This window comes from Mycobacterium interjectum (genome assembly GCF_900078675.2).
GTDB classification, from domain to species: Bacteria; Actinomycetota; Actinomycetes; order Mycobacteriales; family Mycobacteriaceae; genus Mycobacterium; species Mycobacterium interjectum.
On record NZ_LT546237.1, the window covers coordinates 161,852 to 183,214 of the forward strand.

The window sequence follows — 21,363 nt, forward strand, 5'->3', positions numbered from 1 at the left end:
GTCGTCGGCGGCGTGCGGTTGCCGCACGGCAACGGCGAGACGATCCGGCTGGCCCGCGGCGCGTCGCTGAGCGACTTCGCCGAGAAGATCGACGCCAACCCGGCCTCGCTGGTGCAGGCGCTGTTCAACCTCGGCGAGATGGTGACGGCCACGCAATCCGTCGGCGACGAGACGCTCGAGCTGCTGGGCAGCGAGATGAACTACGTCGTCCAGGTCGTCAGCCCCGAGGACGAGGACCGCGAGCTACTGGAATCCTTCGACCTGACCTACGGCGAGGACGAGGGCGGCGAGGAGGACCTGCAGACCCGTCCGCCGGTGGTGACCGTCATGGGCCACGTCGACCACGGTAAGACGCGGCTGCTGGACACCATCCGCAAGGCCAGCGTCCGCGAGGGTGAGGCCGGCGGCATCACTCAGCACATCGGCGCCTACCAGGTCTCCGTCGACCTGGACGGCACCGAACGGCCGATCACCTTCATCGACACCCCGGGCCACGAGGCGTTCACCGCCATGCGTGCCCGCGGTGCGAAGGCCACCGACATCGCCATCCTCGTGGTGGCCGCCGACGACGGCGTCATGCCGCAGACGGTGGAGGCCATCAACCACGCGCAGGCGGCCGACGTGCCGATCGTGGTGGCGGTCAACAAGATCGACAAGGAGGGCGCCGACCCGGCGAAGATCCGCGGTCAGCTCACCGAGTTCGGGCTTGTCGCCGAGGATTTCGGTGGCGACACGATGTTCGTGGACATCTCCGCCAAGGAGGGCACCAACATCGAGGCGCTCGAGGAGGCGGTGCTGCTGACCGCCGACGCCGCCCTGGACCTGCGGGCCAACCCCGACATGGAGGCCCAGGGTGTGGCGATCGAGGCGCACCTGGACCGCGGCCGCGGACCGGTCGCAACGGTCCTGATCCAGCGCGGCACGCTGCGCGTGGGTGACTCGGTGGTCGCCGGCGACGCCTACGGGCGGGTGCGCCGCATGGTCGACGAGCACGGCGAGGACGTCGAGGAGGCGCTGCCGTCGCGGCCGGTGCAGGTCATCGGGTTCACGTCGGTGCCCGGCGCCGGTGACAACTTCCTGGTGGTCGACGAGGACCGCATCGCACGGCAGATCGCCGACCGGCGCAGCGCCCGCAAGCGCAATGCCCTGGCGGCGCGCAGCCGCAAGCGGATCAGCCTGGAGGACCTGGACTCGGCGCTGAAGGAAACCAGCCAGCTGAACCTGATCCTCAAGGGCGACAACGCCGGTACGGTCGAGGCGCTGGAGGAGGCCCTGATGGGCATCCAGGTCGACGACGAGGTGGAGCTGCGCGTCATCGACCGCGGCGTCGGTGGCATCACCGAGACCAACGTCAACCTGGCGTCGGCCTCGGACGCGATCATCATCGGCTTCAACGTGCGCGCCGAGGGCAAGGCGACCGAGCTGGCCAACCGCGAGGGCGTGGAGATCCGCTACTACTCGGTGATCTACCAGGCGATCGACGAGATCGAGAAGGCCCTGCGCGGCATGCTCAAGCCGATCTACGAGGAGAACGAGCTGGGGCGCGCCGAGATCCGGGCGATCTTCCGGTCCTCGAAGGTCGGCATCATCGCCGGCTGCATGATCAGCTCGGGTGTGGTGCGCCGCAACGCGAAGGCCCGGCTGCTGCGGGACAACATCGTGGTGGCCGACAACCTCTCGATCACCTCGCTGCGCCGGGAGAAGGACGACGTCACCGAGGTCCGCGAGGGCTTCGAATGCGGTATGACGCTGGGCTACTCCGACATCAAGGAAGGCGACATCATCGAGTCCTACGAGCTGGTCCAGAAGGAGCGCGCTTAATGGCTGACCCCGCGCGGGCGCGACGGCTGGCCAAACGGATCTTCACGATCGTCGCGTCGGCGATCGAGTTCGAGATCAAGGATCCGGGGCTGGACGGGGTGACCATCGTCGACGCGAAGGTCACCGCCGACCTGCACGACGCGACCGTGTTCTACACGGTGATGGGGCGCACGCTCGACGACGAGCCCGACTACGCGGCCGCCGCGGCCGCGCTGGAGCGCGCCAAGGGCGCGCTGCGCACCANGCAGTCCACCTCCGGGTTGGAGTAGACGGTCGAGAAGTACAGCGCCTGCTGCAGCACCCCGTAGCTGGTCTTGAACGCCACCATGCATGAGAAGAACCAGAAGCTGTTGTGATAGGTCGGCTTCATCACCCAGTACTGCGCGGCCCGGTGACCGGCGATCGTGGTTTCCACGGCGTCGGGGGGCAGGGACTGTTCGTAGGTGCGCCAGATGATGGGCTCGACGGCCAGCTGGTAGTTGCCCGCGTCGAAGTGGCAGCGCAGCCCGTCCTCGTGTTCCGGAGGCGTGAACGCCAGCCCGAGCCGCTGCACGACGTCGAACGGAATGTCCTCGCACGCATCGAAGGGACGCGGATCGGTCGTCGCGACGATGGGGCTTTTCATGGTGGTCTCCATCGGCGCCGCCGTCGAGCGCAGCTCGACGGGCCCATCCCCGCCCATCCCCGCCGGTGNGTCGCTGCCCGGATGTCACCTGCTGGTCAGCCCCGAAGGGATGAGCCGCGACGTCGATTTGGTTGTGACCGTTGACGTTCCGAGCCTCAAGCGGCTGGGGGAGCTGGGCGACCTGGCCGGTGGTGGCCGGCGGCTGCTGGTCATCGACCACCACGCTTCCAACGAGATGTTCGGCAGCGACAACTTCATCGACGTGTCGGCGGATTCCACCACGATGATGATCGCCGACATCCTCGACGCCTGGGGCAAGCCGATCGATGTCGATGTGGCGCACTGCATCTACGCCGGGCTGACGACCGACACCGGATCGTTCCGGTGGGCCAGCGCCCGCGCCCTTCGGCTGGCGGCCCGGTTGGTCGACATCGGCGTCGACAACGCCCAGATCAGCCGCACGCTGATGGACACGCATCCGTTCGGGTGGCTGCCGCTGCTGTCGCGGGTGCTGGCCTCGGCGCAGTTGCTGCCCGACGCGGTCGGCGGTCGCGGGCTGGTCTACACCGTCGTCGGGCATCAGGACTGGATCGACTCTCGCCCGGAGGAAGTCGAGAGCATCGTCGACATCGTGCGGACCACGCAGCAGGCGGAGGTGGCGGCCGTCTTCAAGGAGGTCGACCCCCAGCGGTGGTCGGTGTCGATGCGGGCCAAGGCCGACGTGGATCTGGCGGCGGTCGCGTCGAAGTTCGGCGGCGGGGGTCATCGGCTGGCCGCCGGCTACTCGACCGACGGCTCGATCGACGACGCCGTGGCGTCGCTGCGCGCGGCGCTCGGCTGAATTCGGGCTAGAACGCCCAGCTTCCCGACGGGTCCAGCACGAAGCCGTGGTCCCCGCTGGTGGTGTCCAGGCAGGCGACGAGGTTGTCGGCCCCCACCGCGCAGGTCACGTTGAGGTACGACAGCTTCTGGCCGGGGGCCAGCGCCTTGGCTCCCGACGGCAGTGGGGGCGGGTTGCCGTCGCACCCGCCGTAGGTCATGCGGCTCAGCTCGTAGCCGGGTCCCTTGAAACTCACCGCGCCCACGACGCAATCGCCGGGCTTCGGGTGGCCACCGCCGGGGAACGGCACGTCATCCATTCCGGGGGTGTCGCCGCTGCACTTGATGTCCTGTGACGGTTGCGGCACGGGCGCCGGACCGCCGTAGAAGTCGCACACCAGGGTCGGCGTGACCGAAAAACTGATGCGGGGCCCGCCGCCCGGGCGCGGCGTCGTGGCGTAGCCGTCCACCGGTACGGCGATGAACTTGTTCAGATCCGGAAACCCCGGCGGGGGCAGCGCCGCGGCCTGCGGTGCCGGCGCCAATGCGGATGCCGCCAGGGTCAGGCCGCCGAGGGCCCGCAGGGTGCCGCGCATCGCTCCTCCTAATGCACCTGGGCCCGACCGCGTTGCAGGACGGCGTCGCGGTTGGCGGCGATGTCGTCGCCGCTGGTCCGGAACTGTCTGGCCGCCATCGCCTCCATCCACAGCCCCGCGCTGGTCTGCGAGTCGTCGATCCGGTGATAGGACGTCAGCAACGCCCGGACCGCGTTCTGGTTGTTGCCGACGATGGAGGCCGCCACCTCACGCGCCGTGGGCATCAGCCGGTCGTGCGGCACCACCTCGGTCACCAGGCCGGCGCGCAGCGCCTCGGCGGCGGACAGGTAGTCGCCGGTGAGGCTCATGCGCCGGGCCAGGCCGATGCCCACCTTCTGCGGCAACCGCACGCTCAGCCCCCAGGTGGGCAGCAGCCCCACCCGGGCGTGCGTGTCGGCGAACCGGGCCTGCTCGGAGGCGATCAGGACGTCGCAGTACAGGGCCAGCTCCAGCCCGCCGGTGACCGCGGCGCCGTTGATCGCGCCGATCACCGGCTTGGTCAACGGCGGCCAGCGTGGGGAGATGTCCGGCAGTGCCGTCTTGCCGCCCAGCTCCTTGAGGTCCAGCCCCGCGCAGAACACCGGGTCGGCGCCGGTGACGATGACGACGTCGACGCCGTCGTCGGTCTCCGCGTCGGTCAGCGCACCGAACAACCGGTCCCGCAGCGCCGACGACAGCGCGTTGCGCGCCTGGGGCCGGTTGAGGGTCAGGGTGCGCACCCGCTCGTCGGTCTCGATCAGCAGGATGTCGTCGGTCATGTGTTCACCGTAGAGGGTGGCGAGCGGCGTTTATCGTTGAGTCTCATGTGCCGGAACATCACAGAACTGCGCGGATTGCAGCCCGCGGCGACGCCGGAGGAGATCGCGGCGGCCGCGCGCCAGTACGTGCGCAAGGTCAGCGGCATCACCCGCCCGTCGACCGCGAACATCGGGGCGTTCGAGGCCGCCGTCGCCGAGGTCACCGAGACGACGACGCGATTGCTCGCGGCACTGCCAGAGCGGCGCCAGCCGCCCAAGACGGTCCCGCCGTTGCGCCGGCCCGAGGTGGTTGCCCGCCTCGCCAACGCGAAATGACGCCCACCGCAACCATGCCCGCGCTCAAGGAGTGGAGCGCGGTGGTGCATGGGCTGCTCGACGGCCGGCAGCGCGTGCTGCTGCGCAAGGGCGGCATCGGCGAGAAGCGCTTCGAGCTGGCCGCCCGGGAGTTCCTGCTGTTCCCGACAGTCGCGCACAGCCACGCCGAGCGCGTCCGGCCGGAGCATTCCGAGCTGCTGGACGCCGCGGCCGACGACAGTACCGACGAGCGGCTGGTGATCCGGGCCGCCGCGAAAGTTGTTGCGGCGCAAGAGGTTAACCGTCCGGACGGCCTTCCGGCAATCGAGGATCTGCACATCTGGACTGCCGCGTCGGTGCGCGAGGACCGGCTCGACTTCCGGCCCAAGCACAAGCTGGCCGTGCTGGTGGTGTCGGTGATTCCGTTGGCCGAGCCGCTGCGGATCACGCGCACCCCTCAGTACGCGGGCTGCACCAGCTGGGTGCAGCTCGCGCTGGCCCCGGCCGACGTGCGGCTGGCCGCGCCGGTCTGGGACGAGGCCGCGCTAGACCCGGTCTCTTATTCACATCCNGGAGCGGCCGTAGTGCACGGCGTGGGTGGCCGGCGTGGACTGCCGGGCCGTCAACAAGGGTTCATCGGTACCGAGGTTGCGCGCGTAGCGCGGGAACCAGCTGCCCGCGATCAGCACCCGGATGCGCGATCCCGCGCGGAACCGGTGGGCGATCCCGTCCAATTCGATCCGGACGGTCTTCGTCTTGCCGCTCAACCGCCGGTAGCCGTCGCTGATGTTTCGGGACCGACCCTTGACGTCGACCTCGCTCACCCGGACGAACAGGTCGACATGGGGATTGTCGGAGCTGTGCGCCAGCTCGATGACCGGGTTCCCGTAGACGTACACGTCGTGGGTGAGCGTGAAGCCGGTGAAGGCGAGGACGTCGTCGCGCCGGGCGAGGCCGCTGTCGTCGCGGTAGCCGCCGATCGTGGACAGCAGCGGACCGCCGGTGGTCGGCGTCGGGTCGGCGGGGTCGGAGCGAAACGTCGCCGCCGCCGGCCGCTTCAGGTTCGTCGGGGCGGTCTCGCCCAGGTGCCCGCCCGGCCGCAGGTACAGCGCCCGTTCGGTGGTGGCCGGCGGCCAGTCGGGCAGGTGGCGCCAGCCTTGACCGCCGTCCGAGCCGGTGACGTGCGCGTGGACCCGGCTGGGCCGGCGCAGGGGCGCGCCGCCCAGGTGGGCGTTCAGCCAGTCCAGCGTTTCCCGCGCGCTGAGGGGCAGCGCCTTGCCGAGCAGCTGGGTGTGCGTCCAGGGCCCCATCGTGAGTGCGACGTCGACGCCCCGGTCGCGCAGGTGCGCATACTGCTGCAGCGTCTGCCGAACGAAGAGGTCCTGCCAGCCGCCGATGAGCAGCACCGGTACCCGCGTCCGGTCCAGCGCCTCAGGGCACCGCAGCGAATCCCAGAACGCGTCGTCGCGGTGTTCCACCCACGACTCGAACCACGGCGCGCCCGCGCCGAGCAGCGCTCGGGCCGCCTCGCCCAGCGGCAGCACCCTGGCCGCCTCTGCCACCTTGCGCCGGGCCTGCAGCTGGCGCAGCGCCAGCCGCACGCGCGCCGGGTCCTCTTGGTGGGAAACCAGGTCGCTCCAGCCCAGGAAGTCGTTGATGGCGAACGAGCCGGTGCCCCACACGGAGGCGTTGAAATCGTGCGGGCCCGCGGTGATGACGGCCGCGGCCAGCTCCGGCGGGGGATCCTGCAGCAGCGCCCACTGGGTGAAGCCCAGATACGACACCCCGACGGTGGCGAATCGGCCGGTGAACCACGGCTGCCCGCGCAGCCACGCGGCCGTGTCGGCGCCGTCGGCGGCCTCGTTGACCATCGGTTCGAAATCCCCGCCCGACCCGAACGTGCCGCGCACGCTCTGCAGCACGACGTGGTAGCCGCGGGCGGCGTAGAGCCGCGCGTAGGCCAGCGAGAACGGGAAGGCCCTCCCGTACGGCGTGCGGACGAGCAAGGTACCGGCGGGCGTGGACGTCGTGGGCGCGTAGTGGTCGGCCGCCAGCTGCACCCCGTCGCGCATCGGCACCTCGACGCGGTGGGCGGTGTAATCGGTGGTCGCCCGGGGCAGGCCCAGCCCGCGGCCCAGCGCGGCGTCGCCGGCCCGGCTCAGCGGGCTTGGCGTGCGTCGCGCGGGGCGGGTGGGCGTCGTGGTCACGACTCCCAGGCTAGGTTCTTTGCCGGATTAAAACTTGTAATACGGCACCAGGTCGTTGGCGCGCTGCAGATTGGTGGACATGCAGTCCACCTCCGGGTTGGAGTAGACGGTCGAGAAGTACAGCGCCTGCTGCAGCACCCCGTAGCTGGTCTTGAACGCCACCATGCATGAGAAGAACCAGAAGCTGTTGTGATAGGTCGGCTTCATCACCCAGTACTGCGCGGCCCGGTGACCGGCGATCGTGGTTTCCACGGCGTCGGGGGGCAGGGACTGTTCGTAGGTGCGCCAGATGATGGGCTCGACGGCCAGCTGGTAGTTGCCCGCGTCGAAGTGGCAGCGCAGCCCGTCCTCGTGTTCCGGAGGCGTGAACGCCAGCCCGAGCCGCTGCACGACGTCGAACGGAATGTCCTCGCACGCATCGAAGGGACGCGGATCGGTCGTCGCGACGATGGGGCTTTTCATGGTGGTCTCCATCGGCGCCGCCGTCGAGCGCAGCTCGACGGGCCCATCCCCGCCCATCCCCGCCGGCGCGCTCTGCCAGCCCACCGCCACCGCCGTGGCCAGCGCGCCCAGCGCTGAGATCAGACGCAGATTGGCGAACACGACATCTCCTACCCCCGCCCGGTCACGCCTCGGCCGTCCTTGCCGGGAGTGTACAAGTCGGGTCGGCGGCGTCACAGTGAAAAGAGAACACGTTCCAATCCGGCAAGCAAGGGCCCAGCGCAAAACCGGCTCGGCAGAGCGAGTCGTTAGGCTGGTTAGTCGTGGTGACACCGGAATCGACGAACGGGGCGCAGCCGACGCTGTGGGCGGTTTCCGACCTGCACACCGGGCACCTCGGCAACAAGCCCGTCACCGAATCGCTGTATCCGTCGTCGCCGGAGGACTGGCTGATCGTGGCCGGCGACGTCGCCGAACGCACCGACGAGATCCGTTGGGCGCTTGACCTGCTGCGGCGGCGTTTCGCCAAGGTGATCTGGGTGCCCGGCAACCACGAGCTGTGGACCACCAACCGCGACCCCATGCAGGTCTTCGGCAAGGCCCGCTACGACTACCTGGTGAACGTGTGCGACGAGCTGGGCGTGGTCAGCCCCGAGCATCCGTTCCCGGTGTGGACCGAACGCGGCGGCCCGGCCACGATCGTGCCGATGTTCCTGCTGTACGACTACACCTTCTTGCCGGAGGGCGCGACGAGCAAAGCCGAAGGCCTGGCCATCGCGCGGGAGCGCAACGTGGTGGCCACCGACGAATTCCTGCTCTCCTGCGAGCCCTACGCCACCCGCGAGGCCTGGTGTCGGGAGCGGCTTGCCGCCACCCGGGCCCGCCTCGAAGAGCTCGACTGGATGACGCCGACGGTCCTGGTGAACCACTTCCCGCTGGTGCGGGACCCCTGCGACGCGCTGTTCTACCCGGAATTCTCGCTGTGGTGCGGAACCACCAAGACCGCCGACTGGCACACCCGCTACAACGCCATCTGCTCGGTGTACGGGCACCTGCACATCCCGCGCACCACCTGGTACGACGACGTGCGCTTCGAGGAGGTCTCGGTCGGCTACCCGCGGGAGTGGCGCCGCCGCAAGCCGTACAGCTGGCTGCGCCAGGTGTTACCGGATCCGCAGTACGCGCCCGGCTATCTCAACGACTTCGGCGGTCACTTCGTGATCACCCCCGAGATGCGCCGGCAGGCCGTCCAGTTCCGGGAACGAGTGCGGCAGCGGCAATCCCGATGACGGGGCGCATGCTCGTGTCGTCGGTGTTGCCCGACACGGCGTCCGGCGATCTCGCGTACTCGGAGGTGTATTCCGACCCGCCGGGCCTGACGCCGCTGCCCGAAGAGGAGCCGCTGATCGCCAAGTCGGTTGCCAAGCGCCGCAACGAGTTCGTCACCGTTCGGCACTGCGCCCGCATCGCGATGGGCGAGCTCGGTGTGCCGCCGGTGCCGATCCTCAAGGGCGACAAGGGCGAACCCTGCTGGCCCGACGGCGTGGTGGGCAGCCTCACCCACTGCACCGGCTACCGCGGCGCGGTGGTGGGCCGCGCCGGCGCGGTGCGATCGGTGGGCATCGACGCCGAACCGCACGACGTGCTGCCCGACGGTGTGCTGGGGGCGATCGCGCTGGAGGAGGAACGCCATGAGATCGGCGCGCTGCCCGATGGACTGCATTGGGACCGAATCCTGTTCTGCGCCAAGGAGGCGACGTACAAGGCCTGGTTCCCGCTGACCAGGCGGTGGCTGGGTTTCGAGGACGCCCACATCGTGTTCGACCTCGACCCGCCCGGCGGGCGAACCTCCGGGGTGTTCGTCTCCAAGATCCTGATCGACGGGGAGGCGCTGGCCGGTCCGCCGCTGACGTCGTTGCGGGGCCGTTGGTCGGTCGAGCGCGGGCTGGTAATCACCGGGATCGTGCTTTGAGCGGACCGGGGATTGGTCCCGGACTGGTCCTGGTCGACAAGCCGGCCGGTATGACCAGCCACGACGTGGTGGGGCGCTGCCGCCGCATCTTCGCCACCCGCAGGGTGGGCCACGCGGGGACCCTGGACCCGATGGCGACCGGCGTCCTGGTCATCGGCGTCGACCGGGCCACCAAGATCCTCGGCCTGCTGACCGCGGCGCCGAAGTCCTATGCGGCCACCATCCGCCTGGGCCAGACCACGTCCACCGAGGACGCCGAAGGCGAAGTGCTGCAATGCGTTCCGGCCGGGCAGCTGACGGATGCGGCGATCGCCGCCGCCGTGGACGGGTTGCGCGGCGACATCGAGCAGGTGCCGTCGGCGGTCAGCGCGATCAAGGTGGACGGCCGGCGCGCCTACCGGCTGGTCCGCGAGGGCCATGCCGTCGAGCTGGCGGCGCGGCCGGTGCGCATCGACCGGTTCGAGGTGCTGGCCGTGCGCCGCGACGGCGAGGTCATCAATCTCGACGTCGAGGTCGACTGCTCGTCGGGGACCTACGTGCGCGCGCTGGCCCGCGATCTCGGCGCGGCGCTCGGGGTCGGGGGGCATCTGACGTCGTTGCGGCGCACCCGCGTCGGGCGCTTCGGGCTGGACCGGGCGCGATCGCTGGACGACCTGGCCGAACGTCCCCTGCTGACCTGGTCGCTGGACGAGGCGTGCCTGCTGCTGTTTGCGCGCCGCGACCTGTCCGCCGAGCAGGCCGAGGCGGCAAGCAACGGCCGGTCCCTGTCGCCGGCCGGGATCGACGGGGTCTATGCCGCCGCCGACGCCGACGGCCGGGTGATCGCGCTGCTGCGCGACGAGGGGGCGACGACGAAGTCGGTGGTGGTGCTCCGCCCGGCGAGCCTGTAAATCTGCAGCCAAAGCGCGAGTGGCGACCTGCGAAATTACCGCCTCGGCGATGCGGCAGAGGGCTCCCGCCGAGGGCGCCGGGGGGCTAAGTTGCACACTGAGGTGTCTAGACGGTTTAACGGTCGGGAAGGTGCAAGATGTCCAACAAGGTTTACGTCGTCGGCGTGGGCATGACGAAGTTCGAGAAGCCGGGCCGCCGCGAAGGCTGGGACTACCCGGACATGGCGAGGGAGTCGGGCACCAACGCGCTGACCGACGCCGGCATCGACTACCGCGAGGTGCAGCAGGGCTACGTCGGCTACGTCGCCGGCGACTCGACGTCCGGGCAGCGGGCGCTCTACGAGCTGGGCATGACCGGCATTCCGATCGTCAACGTCAACAACAACTGCTCGACCGGCTCGACGGCGCTGTTCCTGGCCGCGCAGGCCGTCCGCGGCGGGCTCGCCGACTGCGCCATCGCGCTCGGCTTCGAGAAGATGCAACCCGGCGCGCTGAGCGGCGGCGCCTCCGACCGCGAGTCGCCGATGGGCCGCCACGTCAAGGCGATGGCCGAGATCGACGAGTTCGCGATGCCCGTCGCGCCATGGATGTTCGGCGCCGCCGGCCGCGAGCACATGCGGCAATACGGCACCACCGCAGAGCATTTCGCCAAGATCGGCTACAAGAATCACAAGCACTCCACCAACAACCCGTTCGCGCAATTCCAGGAGTCCTACACGCTCGACGACATCCTGGCGTCGCGGATGATCTCCGACCCGCTGACCAAGCTGCAGTGCTCGCCCACCTCGGACGGCTCGGGCGCGGCGATCGTGGCCTCGGAGAGCTTCGTCGACAGCCACGGGCTGGCCGGCCAGGCGGTGGAGATCGTCGGTCAGGCGATGACCACCGACTTCGCCTCGACGTTCGACGGCAGCGCGAAGAACCTCATCGGCTATGACATGAACGTGCAAGCCGCCCAACAGGTTTACGACCAGTCCGGGCTGGGCCCCGAGGACTTCCAGGTGATCGAGCTGCACGACTGCTTCTCGGCCAACGAGCTGCTGCTGTATGAGGCCCTCGGCCTGTGCGGCCCGGGCGAGGCGCCGAAGCTGATCGACAACGGCGACACCACCTACGGCGGACGCTGGGTGGTCAACCCCTCCGGCGGGCTGATCTCCAAGGGACACCCGCTGGGTGCGACCGGGCTGGCGCAGTGCGCCGAGCTGACCTGGCAGCTGCGCGGCACCGCCGAGGCGCGCCAGGTCGACAACGTGACCGCGGCGCTGCAGCACAACATCGGGCTGGGCGGCGCCGCCGTGGTCACCGCCTACCAGCGCGCCGAACGCTAAGGGCGCAATGTTCGAATGGTCCGACACGGACCTGATGGTCCGGGATGCCGTTCGCCAGTTCATCGACAAGGAGATCCGCCCGCACCTCGATGAGCTGGAAACGGGTGCGCTGTCGCCCTATCCGATCGCCCGCAAGCTGTTCAGCCAGTTCGGCCTCGACGTGATGGCCGCCGAGTCGGTCAAGTCGATGCTTCAACGCGAGCGCGCCAAGCAAGTGGGCGACGAACCCGCCGAAAAAGGCGATGGCACAAGTGGTTTCGGAGCGCAGGGATCGATGGTCGCGGTGCTGGTGTCCGAAATCGCGCGCGTCAGCATCGGCTTGCTGAGCACCGCGTCGGTCAGCCTCGGCCTGGGCGCGGCGACCATCATGAGCCGCGGCACCCTGGCCCAGAAGGAACGCTGGCTGCCCGACCTGATGACGCTGAAGAAGATCGCGGCGTGGGCGATCACCGAGCCCGACTCCGGTTCGGACGCGTTCGGCGGCATGAAGACGTCCGTGAAGCGCGACGGCGAAGACTACATCCTCAACGGGCAGAAGACGTTCATCACCAACGGGCCCTACGCCGACGTCCTGGTCGTGTACGCCAAGCTGGACGACGGCTCAGCGGTGGACAAGCGCAACCGGCCGGTGCTGATCTTCGTGCTGGACGCGGGCATGCCCGGCCTCACGCAGGGCAAGCCGTTCAAGAAGATGGGCATGATGTCCTCGCCGACGGGGGAATTGTTCTTCGACAACGTGCGGCTGACCCCCGACCGCCTGCTCGGCGGGGACCAGCGCCACTCCGGCGGCGACGGCCGCGACAGCGCCCGCGACAATTTCGCCGCGGAACGCATCGGGATCGCGATGATGGCGCTGGGCATCATCAACGAATGCCACCGGCTGTGCGTGGATTACGCCAAGACCCGGACGCTGTGGGGCCGCAACATCGGCCAGTTCCAGCTGATCCAGCTCAAGCTGGCGAAGATGGAAATCGCGCGAATGAACGTGCAGAACATGGTTTTTCAGACGATCGAGCGGCAGCAGGCGGGCAAACCGCTGACGCTGGCCGAGGCGTCGGCGATCAAACTGTACTCCTCGGAGGCGGCCACCGACGTCGCCATGGACGCCGTGCAGCTGTTCGGCGGCAACGGCTACATGGCCGAGTACCGCGTCGAGCAACTGGCCCGCGACGCGAAGTCGCTGATGATCTACGCCGGCAGCAACGAGGTTCAGGTCACCCACATCGCCAAGGGCCTGCTGAGCTAGACGGCGGCGACCCGCAGCGCCCGGCTTCGCCGCGCTTGCGATCGCCGCGGCTAAGCGACGACCCAGATCGCGCGCGCGGCGGGGCTGCCCAGGTCGACGGTGCACTCGGCGCCGTCGGCGGCTTCGATCACGACGGAGATCATGCCGGCGAATTCGCGGCGGGTCAGCACGCGCAGCCGCGAGTCCAGGTGGATGCCGACGTCGGTGAAGTAGCGCAGCATCTCGGGATCGGAATCGGAGATGCGGGCGACCGTCCCGGTGTCCCCATCGCCGCACGCCCACAGCTGGCGGGCCGGCGGCGTGGGCACCTGCCCGTCGGAGGCGGGGATGGGGTCGCCGTGCGGGTCGCGCCGGGGATATCCCAGCTTGGCGTCGATGCGGGCGACCAGGCGATCCGACACCGCGTGCTCGAGCACCTCGGCCTCGTCGTGCACCTCGTCCCAGCCGTAACCGAGCTCGTTGACCAGGAAGGTTTCCAGTAACCGGTGGCGGCGCACCACCTCGAGGGCCGCCCGGCGCCCGGCCTCGGTCAGCGTGACCGCGCCGTACTTCTCGTGGTCGACCAGCCCCTGCTCCGCGAGCTTGCGGATCGACTCCGAGGCGGTGCTGGCCGACACCCCGATCCGGTCGGCCAGCATCTTGGTGCTGACCTTCGCGGGACCGGAGTCCGTGGACCATTCCTGGGCATTCCAGATGACCTTCAGGTAGTCCTGGCCGACCGCGGTGATACCGCCAGGCTCATCGTCAGCCCTCACAAGCAGAAAGTTTAGGCAACCCACACCTGATTCGGCGTGTCGCGCTCCGATCTGGCGCGCGACGGCCCGGTACGGCGCCGTAGGCTTGCGGTCGTGCAGCGGTGGCGCGGCCAAGACGAGATTCCCACGGACTGGGGCAGATGCGTGGTCACCATCGGGGTGTTCGATGGTGTCCATCGCGGCCACGCCGAGCTGATCGCGCACGCGGTGAAAGCCGCCCGGGCCCGCAACGTGCCGACCGTGCTGATGACGTTCGACCCGCACCCGATGGAAGTGGTCTATCCGGGCAGCCACCCCGCGCAGCTCACGACGCTGACCCGCCGCGCCGAGCTCGTCGAGGAGCTGGGCATCGACGTCTTCCTGGTGATGCCGTTCACCAGCGACTTCATGAAGCTCACCCCGGAGCGCTACATCCACGAGCTGCTGGTGGAGAACCTGCACGTGGTGGAGGTCGTGGTGGGGGAGAACTTCACGTTCGGCAAGAAGGCGGCCGGCAACGTCGAGACGTTGCGCCGCGCCGGCGACCGGTTCGGATTCGCGGTGGAGTCCATGTCGCTGCTGTCCGAGCACCACAGCAACGAGACCGTGACGTTCTCGTCCACCTACATCCGCTCCTGCGTGGACGCCGGCGACGTGGTCGCCGCCACCGAGGCGCTGGGCCGCCCGCACCGCGTCGAGGGCGTCGTCGTCCGGGGCGAGGGGCGGGGCATGGAGCTGGGCTTTCCGACCGCCAACGTCGCGCCGCCGATGTACTCGGCCATCCCGGCCGACGGCGTGTACGCGGCGTGGTTCACCGTGCTGGGGCACGGACCGGTGGCCGGCACCGTCGTCCCGGGGGAGCGCTACCAGGCCGCGGTGTCCGTCGGCACCAACCCGACCTTCTCGGGGCGCACCCGCACCGTCGAGGCCTTCGTCCTGGACACCAGCGCCGACCTGTACGGGCAGCACGTGGCGCTGGACTTCGTCGCGCGCATCCGCGGACAGCGCAGGTTCGACACGATCAAGGGCCTCGTCGCCGCGATGGGCGAGGACACCGACCGGGCCCGCACCCTGCTCGCCGACTGACCGCGCCCGACGATTCGAGTCGGCCGCCGCCCCGCTGCTAGACTGCCGGACGACATCGGCGCGTGCTGCGGTTCGCGGTGGCCGCGCTTTAGAATCCACATCGCGGACCGATTGATGGAGATAGTTTCGTGGCGCTTACTGCCGAGCAGAAAAAAGAAATCCTGGGCTCCTACGGCCTGCACGACACCGACACCGGGTCCCCGGAGGCGCAGGTCGCCCTGCTGACCCGGCGGATCGCCGACCTGACCGAGCACCTCAAGGTGCACAAGCACGACCACCACTCGAGGCGGGGACTGCTGCTGCTGGTGGGCCGCCGGCGCCGGCTGCTCAAGTACGTGTCGCAGATCGACGTGGAGCGCTACCGCTCGCTCGTCGAGCGGCTGGGCCTGCGTCGCTGACGCCCGGCACATCCCGGCGCCCGCTGGCCCGCTAAGTTCGCCCGTGTAGAGTGGGAGCGTTCTGGGCCGCTTCGGCCCGAGCAAACGGTGCGGTTTGCGCAGATCCGCGTGAGCCGTTCCAGCACCGTCACAAGGGAGCAGCCCGGTCTGTATCGGGCGGTCTTCGGTAGTGGCTGCCGGGCTCTCCGGATCTGGGGCAGGTCGGCCGCTTCGATCGATGGCCGTAGCCGCATCAGACTTCTTCCTCCTAGGGAAGCTCTCGGGTTACTCGCGCGTGACGACGCGAAACAGCTGAATACCCAGAGAGGTCATACGGACACCCATGTCTGTAGCTGAAATCGACGAAGGCGTCTTCGAGGCGACCGCCACCATCGACAACGGGAGCTTCGGCACCCGCACCGTCCGTTTCGAGACCGGCAGGCTGGCCCAGCAGGCCGCCGGAGCCGTCGTCGCGTACCTGGACGACGAAAACATGCTGTTGTCGGCGACCACCGCCAGCAAGAGCCCCAAGGAGCACTTCGACTTCTTCCCGCTGACGGTCGACGTCGAGGAGCGGATGTATGCCGCCGGGCGCATCCCCGGCTCGTTCTTCCGCCGCGAGGGCCGTCCCTCCACCGACGCGATCCTGACCTGCCGGCTCATCGACCGCCCGCTGCGGCCGTCGTTCGTCTCCGGGCTGCGCAACGAGATCCAGGTCGTGGTGACGATCCTGAGCCTGGACCCCAACGACCTGTACGACGTGCTGGCGATCAACGCCGCGTCGGCGTCCACCCAGCTGAGCGGCCTGCCGTTCTCCGGCCCCATCGGGGGCGTGCGGGTGGCGCTGATCGACGGCACCTGGGTCGCCTTCCCCACCGTCGAGCAGCTCGAGCGGGCCGTGTTCGACATGGTCGTGGCCGGCCGCAAGGTTGACGGCCCCGATGGTTCAGACGTCGCGATCATGATGGTCGAGGCCGAGGCCACCGAGAAGGTCATCGAGCTCGTCGAGGGCGGGGCCCAGGCGCCGACGGAAACCGTGGTGGCCGAGGGCCTGGAGGCCGCCAAGCCGTTCATCTCCGTGCTGTGCACCGCGCAACAGGAGCTGGCCGACAAGGCCGCCAAGCCCGTCGGCGAGTACCCGACGTTCCCCGACTACGGCGACGACGTCTACTACTCGGTGGCCTCGGTGGCCACCGACGAACTGGCCAAGGCGCTGACCATCGGCGGCAAGGCCGAGCGCGACGCGCGCACCGACGAGCTGAAGGCCGAGGTGGCCCAGCGGCTCGCCGAGACCTACGAGGGCCGGGAAAAGGAGGTCAGCGCCGCGTTCCGCGCGCTGACCAAGAAGCTGGTCCGCCAGCGCATCCTGACCGACCACTTCCGCATCGACGGCCGGGGCATCACCGACATCCGCGCGCTGTCGGCCGAGGTCTCCGTGGTGCCGCGGGCGCACGGCAGCGCGCTGTTCGAGCGCGGCGAGACCCAGATCCTGGGCGTGACGACCCTCGACATGGTCAAGATGGCCCAGCAGATCGACTCGCTGGGACCGGAAACGTCCAAGCGCTACATGCATCACTACAACTTCCCGCCGTTCTCCACCGGCGAGACCGGCCGGGTCGGCTCGCCCAAGCGGCGCGAGATCGGGCACGGCGCGCTCGCCGAGCGGGCCCTGATCCCGGTGCTGCCCAGCGTCGAGGAATTCCCCTACGCCATCCGCCAGGTGTCGGAAGCCCTGGGCTCCAACGGATCGACGTCCATGGGGTCGGTCTGCGCGTCCACGCTCGCGCTGCTCAACGCCGGGGTGCCGCTCAAGGCGCCGGTCGCCGGCATCGCCATGGGCCTGGTCTCCGACGATGTCGAGGTGGACGGCAAGGCCGAGCGTCGCTTCGTCACCCTGACCGACATCCTGGGCGCCGAGGACGCGTTCGGCGACATGGACTTCAAGTGCGCCGGCACCAAGGACTACGTCACCGCGCTGCAGCTGGACACCAAGCTGGACGGGATTCCCTCCCAGGTGCTCGCGGGGGCGCTGGCGCAGGCCAAGGACGCCCGGCTGACCATCCTCGAGGTGATGGCCGAGGCCATCGACGCGCCCGACGAGATGAGCCCGTACGCGCCGCGGGTGACCACCATCAAGGTCCCGGTGGACAAGATCGGTGAGGTCATCGGTCCCAAGGGCAAGGTGATCAACGCCATCACCGAGGAGACCGGCGCCCAGATCTCCATCGAGGACGACGGCACCGTGTTCGTCGGCGCCACCGACGGGCCCTCGGCGCAGGCCGCGATCGACCGGATCAACGCCATCGCCAACCCGCAGCTGCCCACCGTGGGTGAGCGTTTCCTCGGGACCGTGGTCAAGACAACGGATTTCGGCGCGTTCGTGTCGCTGCTGCCGGGTCGCGACGGCCTGGTGCACATCTCCAAGCTGGGCCGGGGCAAGCGCATCGCGAAGGTCGAGGACGTGGTGAACGTCGGCGACAAACTGCGGGTGGAGATCGCCGACATCGACAAGCGGGGCAAGATCTCGCTGGTGCTGGTGGCCGATGAGGACTCAGCGGACGCAACGGACACGCCGTCGACCACGCCCGCGCCGGCCGATGCCGCCAGTTCGGTCTAGCAGGCACGCAGCTGACGCCGCGGCTCTGCGTCGGGGAGCGCAGAGTGCCGAGGTGAACCCCGACCACAAGGCCGTCCGCCGCACCACGCTGCCGGGCGGCCTGCGGGTGGTCACCGAGCACCTCCCGGCCGTGCGTTCCGCCTCGGTCGGCGTCTGGGTCGGCGTCGGATCCCGCGACGAGGGTGCCACCGTGGCCGGGGCGGCGCACTTCCTGGAGCACCTGCTGTTCAAGTCCACCCCGACCCGCACGGCCGTGGACATCGCCCAGGCGATGGACGCCGTCGGCGGGGAGCTGAACGCGTTCACCGCCCGCGAGCACACCTGCTACTACGCCCACGTGCTGGACAGCGACCTGGAGCTGGCCGTCGACCTGGTCGCCGACGTGGTGCTCAACGGCCGCTGCGCCGCCGAGGACGTCGAGCTCGAACGCGATGTCGTCCTCGAGGAGATCGCCATGCGCGACGACGACCCCGAGGACGCGCTGGGCGACATCTTCCTGTCGGCGCTGTTCGGCGATCACCCGGTGGGCCGCCCCGTGATCGGCACCGCGCGTTCGGTCTCGGCGATGACGCGGTCGCAACTGCACTCGTTTCATGTGCGGCGCTACACCCCGGAGCGGATGGTCGTCGCGGTGGCCGGCAACGTCGATCACGACGAGGTGGTCGCGTTGGTGCGCGAGCACTTCGGAAAGCATCTGGTCCGGGGCCGGCAGCCCATCGCCCCGCGCAAGGGCGCCGGGCGGGTCACCGGAAGTCCCGGGCTGACGCTGGTCAACCGGGACGCCGAGCAGACCCACCTGTCGTTGGGCGTCCGCACACCGGGGCGCAGCTGGCAGCATCGCTGGGCGCTGTCGGTGCTGCACACCGCGCTGGGCGGCGGCCTGAGTTCCCGGCTGTTCCAGGAGGTCCGGGAGCTGCGCGGCCTGGCCTATTCGGTGTACTCGGCGGTCGACATCTTCGCCGACAGCGGCGCGTTGTCGGTGTACGCGGCCTGCCTGCCCGAGCGTTTCGCCGAGGTCATGCGGGTGACCAGCGAGGTGCTCGACGCGGTGGCCCGCGACGGCATCACCGAGGCGGAATGCCGCATCGCCAAGGGCTCGCTGCGCGGCGGGCTCGTCCTCGGACTGGAGGACTCCAGCTCCCGGATGAGCCGCATCGGCCGCAGCGAACTGAACTACGGCAGGCACCGCAGCATCGAGCACACTCTGCAAAAAATCGACGAGGTGAGCGTCGAGGAGGTCAACGCGGTGGCCCGCCGCCTGCTGGGCAGGCGCTACGGCGCGGCCGTTCTGGGCCCGTATGCCTCGAAACGATCGCTGCCCCAACAACTTCGGGCGATGGTAAATTAGCCGGATGGTTCTGGGCTTCTGGGATATCGCGGTGCCCATCGTGGGCGCCCCCATGGCCGGTGGGCCCGGCACCCCGGCGTTGGCCGCGGCGGTGTCCAACGCCGGCGGGCTCGGCTTCATCCCCGGCGGGTATGTGAGCGCCGAACGGTTCGCCGAAGACATCGCGGCGGCCCGCGCGATGACCACCGGCCCGCTGGGCGTCAACCTGTTCGTGCCCCAGCCCAGCGTCGCCGACTGGGTGGCGCTGGACTATTACGCCGACGAGCTCGAAGGCATCGCCGAGCACTACCAGTGCGAGGTGGGCCGGCCCGAGTTCGGCGACGACGACGACTGGGAGCGCAAGCTCGAGGTGGTCCTCGACGTGCATCCCGAGCTGGTGTCCTTCACGTTCGGCGTGCCGCCGCCGGACGTGATCCGGCGGCTGGGCGCGCACGGTCTGCTGGTGATGGTCACGGTGACATCGGCCTACGAGGCCGGGGTGGCCGTCGCCGCGGGCGCCGACAGCCTGGTGGTCCAGGGCCCCGACGCCGGCGGCCATCGCGGCACCTTCGCCCCGGACATGGAGCCCGCCACCGACTCGCTGCACGACCTGATCGACCGGATCCACCGGACGCACCGCGACATCCCGATCATCGCGGCGGGAGGGCTGGGCACCGCGGAGGACGTCGCCGGCGTGCTGCGCCGGGGAGCCGTGGCCGCCCAGGTCGGCACCGCGCTGCTGCTGAGCAACGAGGCGGGCACCAGCCAGGCGCAGCGCACCGCCATGAAGAATCAGCTCTTCGCCAAAACGATCGTCACGCGCGCGTTCTCCGGCCGGTATGGGCGCGGCCTGGAGAACGAATTCATCCGCCTGCTCGACAACGTGGCCCCGCTGGGCTACCCCGAGGTCAACCAGATGACGCTGCCGATACGGGAGGCCGCGACCGAACGCGAAGACCCGGAGGGGATGGCCCTGTGGGCGGGCACGTCCTTCCGGCAGGCCCGCGCGGGCTCGGTGGCCGACATCGTCGCCGGCCTCAGCGATTAGGTGTGGCCGGGCGGGGCCCGGCGAACGCTGTCAGAGGAAGACCGACGCGGGGTCCGCGCACGGCAGGCCGAGGTCGTCGGCCACCTGTTCGGACAGCAGCATCCCGTCATGGGTCGAAAGCCCTTTGGCCAGAGGGGGATCGGACCGGCACGCCGCCTGCCAGCCCCGGTCGGCGAGCTTGAGCACGTACGGCATGGTGGCGTTGGTCAGCGCGACGGTCGACGTCTTCGGCACCGCGCTGGGCATGTTGGCCACGCAGTAGAACAGCGTGTCGTGCACCGCGAATGTCGGGTCGTCGTGCGTGGTGGGCCGCGAATCCTCGAAGCAGCCGCCCTGATCGATGGAGATGTCCACCAGGACCGCGCCCGGCTTCATCTGCGCCACAAGGGAATTCGAGATCAGCCTAGGTGACTTGTGGCCGGGCACCAGCACGGCCCCGATCACCAGGTCGGCGCGTTTGACGGCGCCCTCCAGTTCGTACGCCGAGGAATAGCGGGTGCCGACGTGCCCACCGAATTCGGCGTCGAGCAGCCGAAGCTTGCCGATGTTGACGTCGAAAACCATGACGCTGGCGCCCATGCCGCCGGCGACCCGGGCGGCGTTGTACCCGGCGGTGCCGGCCCCGATCACCACGACATCGGCGCCCTTGACCCCGGGCACCCCGCCCATCAACACACCGCGGCCCCCTTGGGTGCGCATCAGGTGATAGCCGCCGACTTGAGCGGCGAGCCGACCGGCGACCTCGCTCATCGGGGCCAGCAGCGGCAGCGCGCCGTCGTCGGTCTGGACGGTCTCGTAGGCGATCGACGTTGTGCCGGAGGCCAATAGCGCGTCGGTGCAGGCGCGCGAGGCGGCCAAATGCAGGTAGGTGAACAGAACCTGCCCGTGGCGCAGCAGGCCGTACTCGGGCGGTATCGGTTCCTTGACCTTGAGCAGCAGGTCGGCTTCGGCCCACACCAGCTCGGCTGTGTCGGCGAGCTGGGCGCCCGCCGCCTTGAATTCCGCATCGGGGATGGCCGAGCCTTCCCCCGCGCCGGCCTGGACGAGCACCTCGTGGCCGTGGCGGGTCAGTTCGGCGACGCCGGCCGGGGTGATGGCCACCCTGAACTCGTTGGTCTTGGTCTCGGTCGGGACGCCGACTCGCATGGGTCAAGTGTGGAGAAAGTTCGCGAGGGCC

The 21,363-nt window shown here is 69.6% G+C and carries 18 protein-coding genes and 4 pseudogenes; 15 read left to right on the forward strand and 7 right to left on the reverse strand.

Translation table 11 applies throughout. From position 1 onward, the window contains the following. The coding region (infB, locus tag BN4348_RS35155) for a translation initiation factor IF-2 (RefSeq protein WP_096866109.1) at window positions 1-1,821 on the forward strand (1,821 nt) is incomplete at its 5' end. Then, window positions 1,821-2,063 (forward strand): annotated as a pseudogene (locus BN4348_RS35160) (ribosome-binding factor A); the annotation flags it as partial. The gene infB and the pseudogene BN4348_RS35160, both read left to right, overlap by 1 nt. Here the strand turns inward: BN4348_RS35160 and BN4348_RS35165 are convergent. Next, window positions 2,012-2,500, reverse strand: a pseudogene (locus BN4348_RS35165) (DUF3558 domain-containing protein); the annotation flags it as partial. The pseudogenes BN4348_RS35160 and BN4348_RS35165 overlap by 52 nt on opposite strands. Between BN4348_RS35165 and BN4348_RS35170 the strand changes: the two are divergent. Then, window positions 2,460-3,287, forward strand: a pseudogene (locus BN4348_RS35170) (DHH family phosphoesterase); the annotation flags it as partial. The pseudogenes BN4348_RS35165 and BN4348_RS35170 sit on opposite strands and share 41 nt — an antisense overlap. A 7-nt stretch (window positions 3,288-3,294) precedes the next feature. On the opposite strand, the gene BN4348_RS35175 reads toward BN4348_RS35170, so the two are convergent. Both BN4348_RS35175 and BN4348_RS35180 read right to left on the reverse strand, forming a co-directional pair. Next, window positions 3,295-3,861 (reverse strand): hypothetical protein, encoded by a 567-nt coding sequence (locus BN4348_RS35175; RefSeq protein WP_066909670.1) that lies wholly within the window; start codon window positions 3,859-3,861, stop codon window positions 3,295-3,297. 8 nt (window positions 3,862-3,869) lie between these two features. After that, window positions 3,870-4,619 carry an enoyl-CoA hydratase gene (locus BN4348_RS35180; protein ID WP_066909673.1) on the reverse strand — a complete coding sequence of 250 codons (750 nt, stop codon included), beginning with the start codon at window positions 4,617-4,619 and terminating at the stop codon, window positions 3,870-3,872. A 45-nt stretch (window positions 4,620-4,664) separates the two neighbouring features. Here BN4348_RS35180 and BN4348_RS35185 point away from each other — a divergent pair, with 45 nt between their 5' ends. Both BN4348_RS35185 and BN4348_RS35190 read left to right on the forward strand, forming a co-directional pair. Beyond that, window positions 4,665-4,934, forward strand: coding sequence for a DUF2277 domain-containing protein (locus tag BN4348_RS35185; protein WP_066909676.1), 270 nt, complete (start codon window positions 4,665-4,667; stop codon window positions 4,932-4,934). Further along, window positions 4,931-5,473: pseudogene (locus BN4348_RS35190) on the forward strand (DUF1802 family protein); the annotation flags it as partial. The gene BN4348_RS35185 and the pseudogene BN4348_RS35190, both read left to right, overlap by 4 nt. 3 nt (window positions 5,474-5,476) lie before the next feature. On the opposite strand, the gene BN4348_RS35195 reads toward BN4348_RS35190, so the two are convergent. Together BN4348_RS35195 and BN4348_RS35200 are read right to left on the reverse strand one after the other, a co-directional pair. Beyond that, window positions 5,477-7,120, reverse strand: coding sequence for a CocE/NonD family hydrolase (locus BN4348_RS35195; RefSeq protein ID WP_066909679.1), 1,644 nt, complete (start codon window positions 7,118-7,120; stop codon window positions 5,477-5,479). A gap of 27 nt (window positions 7,121-7,147) precedes the next feature. Further along, window positions 7,148-7,723, reverse strand: a complete 576-nt coding sequence (locus tag BN4348_RS35200) for a hypothetical protein (RefSeq protein WP_066909682.1) — start codon at window positions 7,721-7,723, stop codon at window positions 7,148-7,150. A 161-nt stretch (window positions 7,724-7,884) separates the two neighbouring features. On the opposite strand from BN4348_RS35200, the gene BN4348_RS35205 reads away from it, so the two are divergent. The 5 genes from BN4348_RS35205 to BN4348_RS35225 all read left to right on the forward strand — a co-directional run bounded on the left by BN4348_RS35205 (window position 7,885) and on the right by BN4348_RS35225 (window position 12,997). Beyond that, entirely contained in the window at window positions 7,885-8,850 is a 966-nt protein-coding gene (locus BN4348_RS35205; protein ID WP_066909686.1) for a metallophosphoesterase family protein, read from the forward strand. Continuing rightward, on the forward strand, window positions 8,847-9,533 hold the full coding sequence (gene pptT, locus BN4348_RS35210) for a 4'-phosphopantetheinyl transferase PptT (protein WP_066909689.1): 687 nt from the start codon (window positions 8,847-8,849) through the stop codon (window positions 9,531-9,533). Before BN4348_RS35205 ends, pptT begins: the two co-directional genes overlap by 4 nt. Beyond that, complete coding sequence (gene truB, locus BN4348_RS35215) at window positions 9,530-10,423, forward strand: tRNA pseudouridine(55) synthase TruB (protein WP_268921164.1); 894 nt, start codon at window positions 9,530-9,532, stop codon at window positions 10,421-10,423. Before pptT ends, truB begins: the two co-directional genes overlap by 4 nt. Window positions 10,424-10,560: 137 nt before the next feature. Continuing rightward, a complete protein-coding gene (locus BN4348_RS35220) occupies window positions 10,561-11,751 on the forward strand; it encodes a lipid-transfer protein (RefSeq protein WP_066909695.1) in 1,191 nt (396 codons plus the stop codon). A 7-nt stretch (window positions 11,752-11,758) separates the two neighbouring features. Beyond that, a complete protein-coding gene (locus tag BN4348_RS35225) occupies window positions 11,759-12,997 on the forward strand; it encodes an acyl-CoA dehydrogenase family protein (RefSeq protein WP_066909698.1) in 1,239 nt (412 codons plus the stop codon). 50 nt (window positions 12,998-13,047) lie between these two features. On the opposite strand, the gene mntR is transcribed toward BN4348_RS35225, so the two are convergent. Beyond that, window positions 13,048-13,752 carry a manganese-binding transcriptional regulator MntR gene (mntR, locus tag BN4348_RS35230; RefSeq protein WP_066909701.1) on the reverse strand — a complete coding sequence of 235 codons (705 nt, stop codon included), beginning with the start codon at window positions 13,750-13,752 and terminating at the stop codon, window positions 13,048-13,050. Window positions 13,753-13,845: 93 nt separating this feature from the next. Between mntR and BN4348_RS35235 the strand changes: the two genes are divergently transcribed. From BN4348_RS35235 to BN4348_RS35255, 5 genes are all read left to right on the forward strand, one after another. Next, a complete protein-coding gene (locus BN4348_RS35235; protein ID WP_066909760.1) occupies window positions 13,846-14,817 on the forward strand; it encodes a bifunctional riboflavin kinase/FAD synthetase in 972 nt (323 codons plus the stop codon). Between the two features lie 128 nt (window positions 14,818-14,945). Then, the gene (gene rpsO, locus BN4348_RS35240) at window positions 14,946-15,215 is read left to right on the forward strand and encodes a 30S ribosomal protein S15 (RefSeq protein ID WP_066909705.1); all 270 of its coding nucleotides are present in this window, start codon (window positions 14,946-14,948) and stop codon (window positions 15,213-15,215) included. Window positions 15,216-15,537: 322 nt separating this feature from the next. Continuing rightward, window positions 15,538-17,811 carry a polyribonucleotide nucleotidyltransferase gene (locus BN4348_RS35245; RefSeq protein WP_066909708.1) on the forward strand — a complete coding sequence of 758 codons (2,274 nt, stop codon included), beginning with the start codon at window positions 15,538-15,540 and terminating at the stop codon, window positions 17,809-17,811. Further along, a complete protein-coding gene (locus BN4348_RS35250; protein WP_066909712.1) occupies window positions 17,792-19,159 on the forward strand; it encodes a M16 family metallopeptidase in 1,368 nt (455 codons plus the stop codon). Before BN4348_RS35245 ends, BN4348_RS35250 begins: the two co-directional genes overlap by 20 nt. A gap of 4 nt (window positions 19,160-19,163) precedes the next feature. Further along, window positions 19,164-20,186 carry a nitronate monooxygenase gene (locus BN4348_RS35255; protein WP_066909714.1) on the forward strand — a complete coding sequence of 341 codons (1,023 nt, stop codon included), beginning with the start codon at window positions 19,164-19,166 and terminating at the stop codon, window positions 20,184-20,186. Between the two features lie 30 nt (window positions 20,187-20,216). On the opposite strand, the gene ald is transcribed toward BN4348_RS35255, so the two are convergent. Then, entirely contained in the window at window positions 20,217-21,332 is a 1,116-nt protein-coding gene (gene ald, locus BN4348_RS35260) for an alanine dehydrogenase (RefSeq protein ID WP_066909717.1), read from the reverse strand. Window positions 21,333-21,363 lie beyond the last annotated feature (31 nt).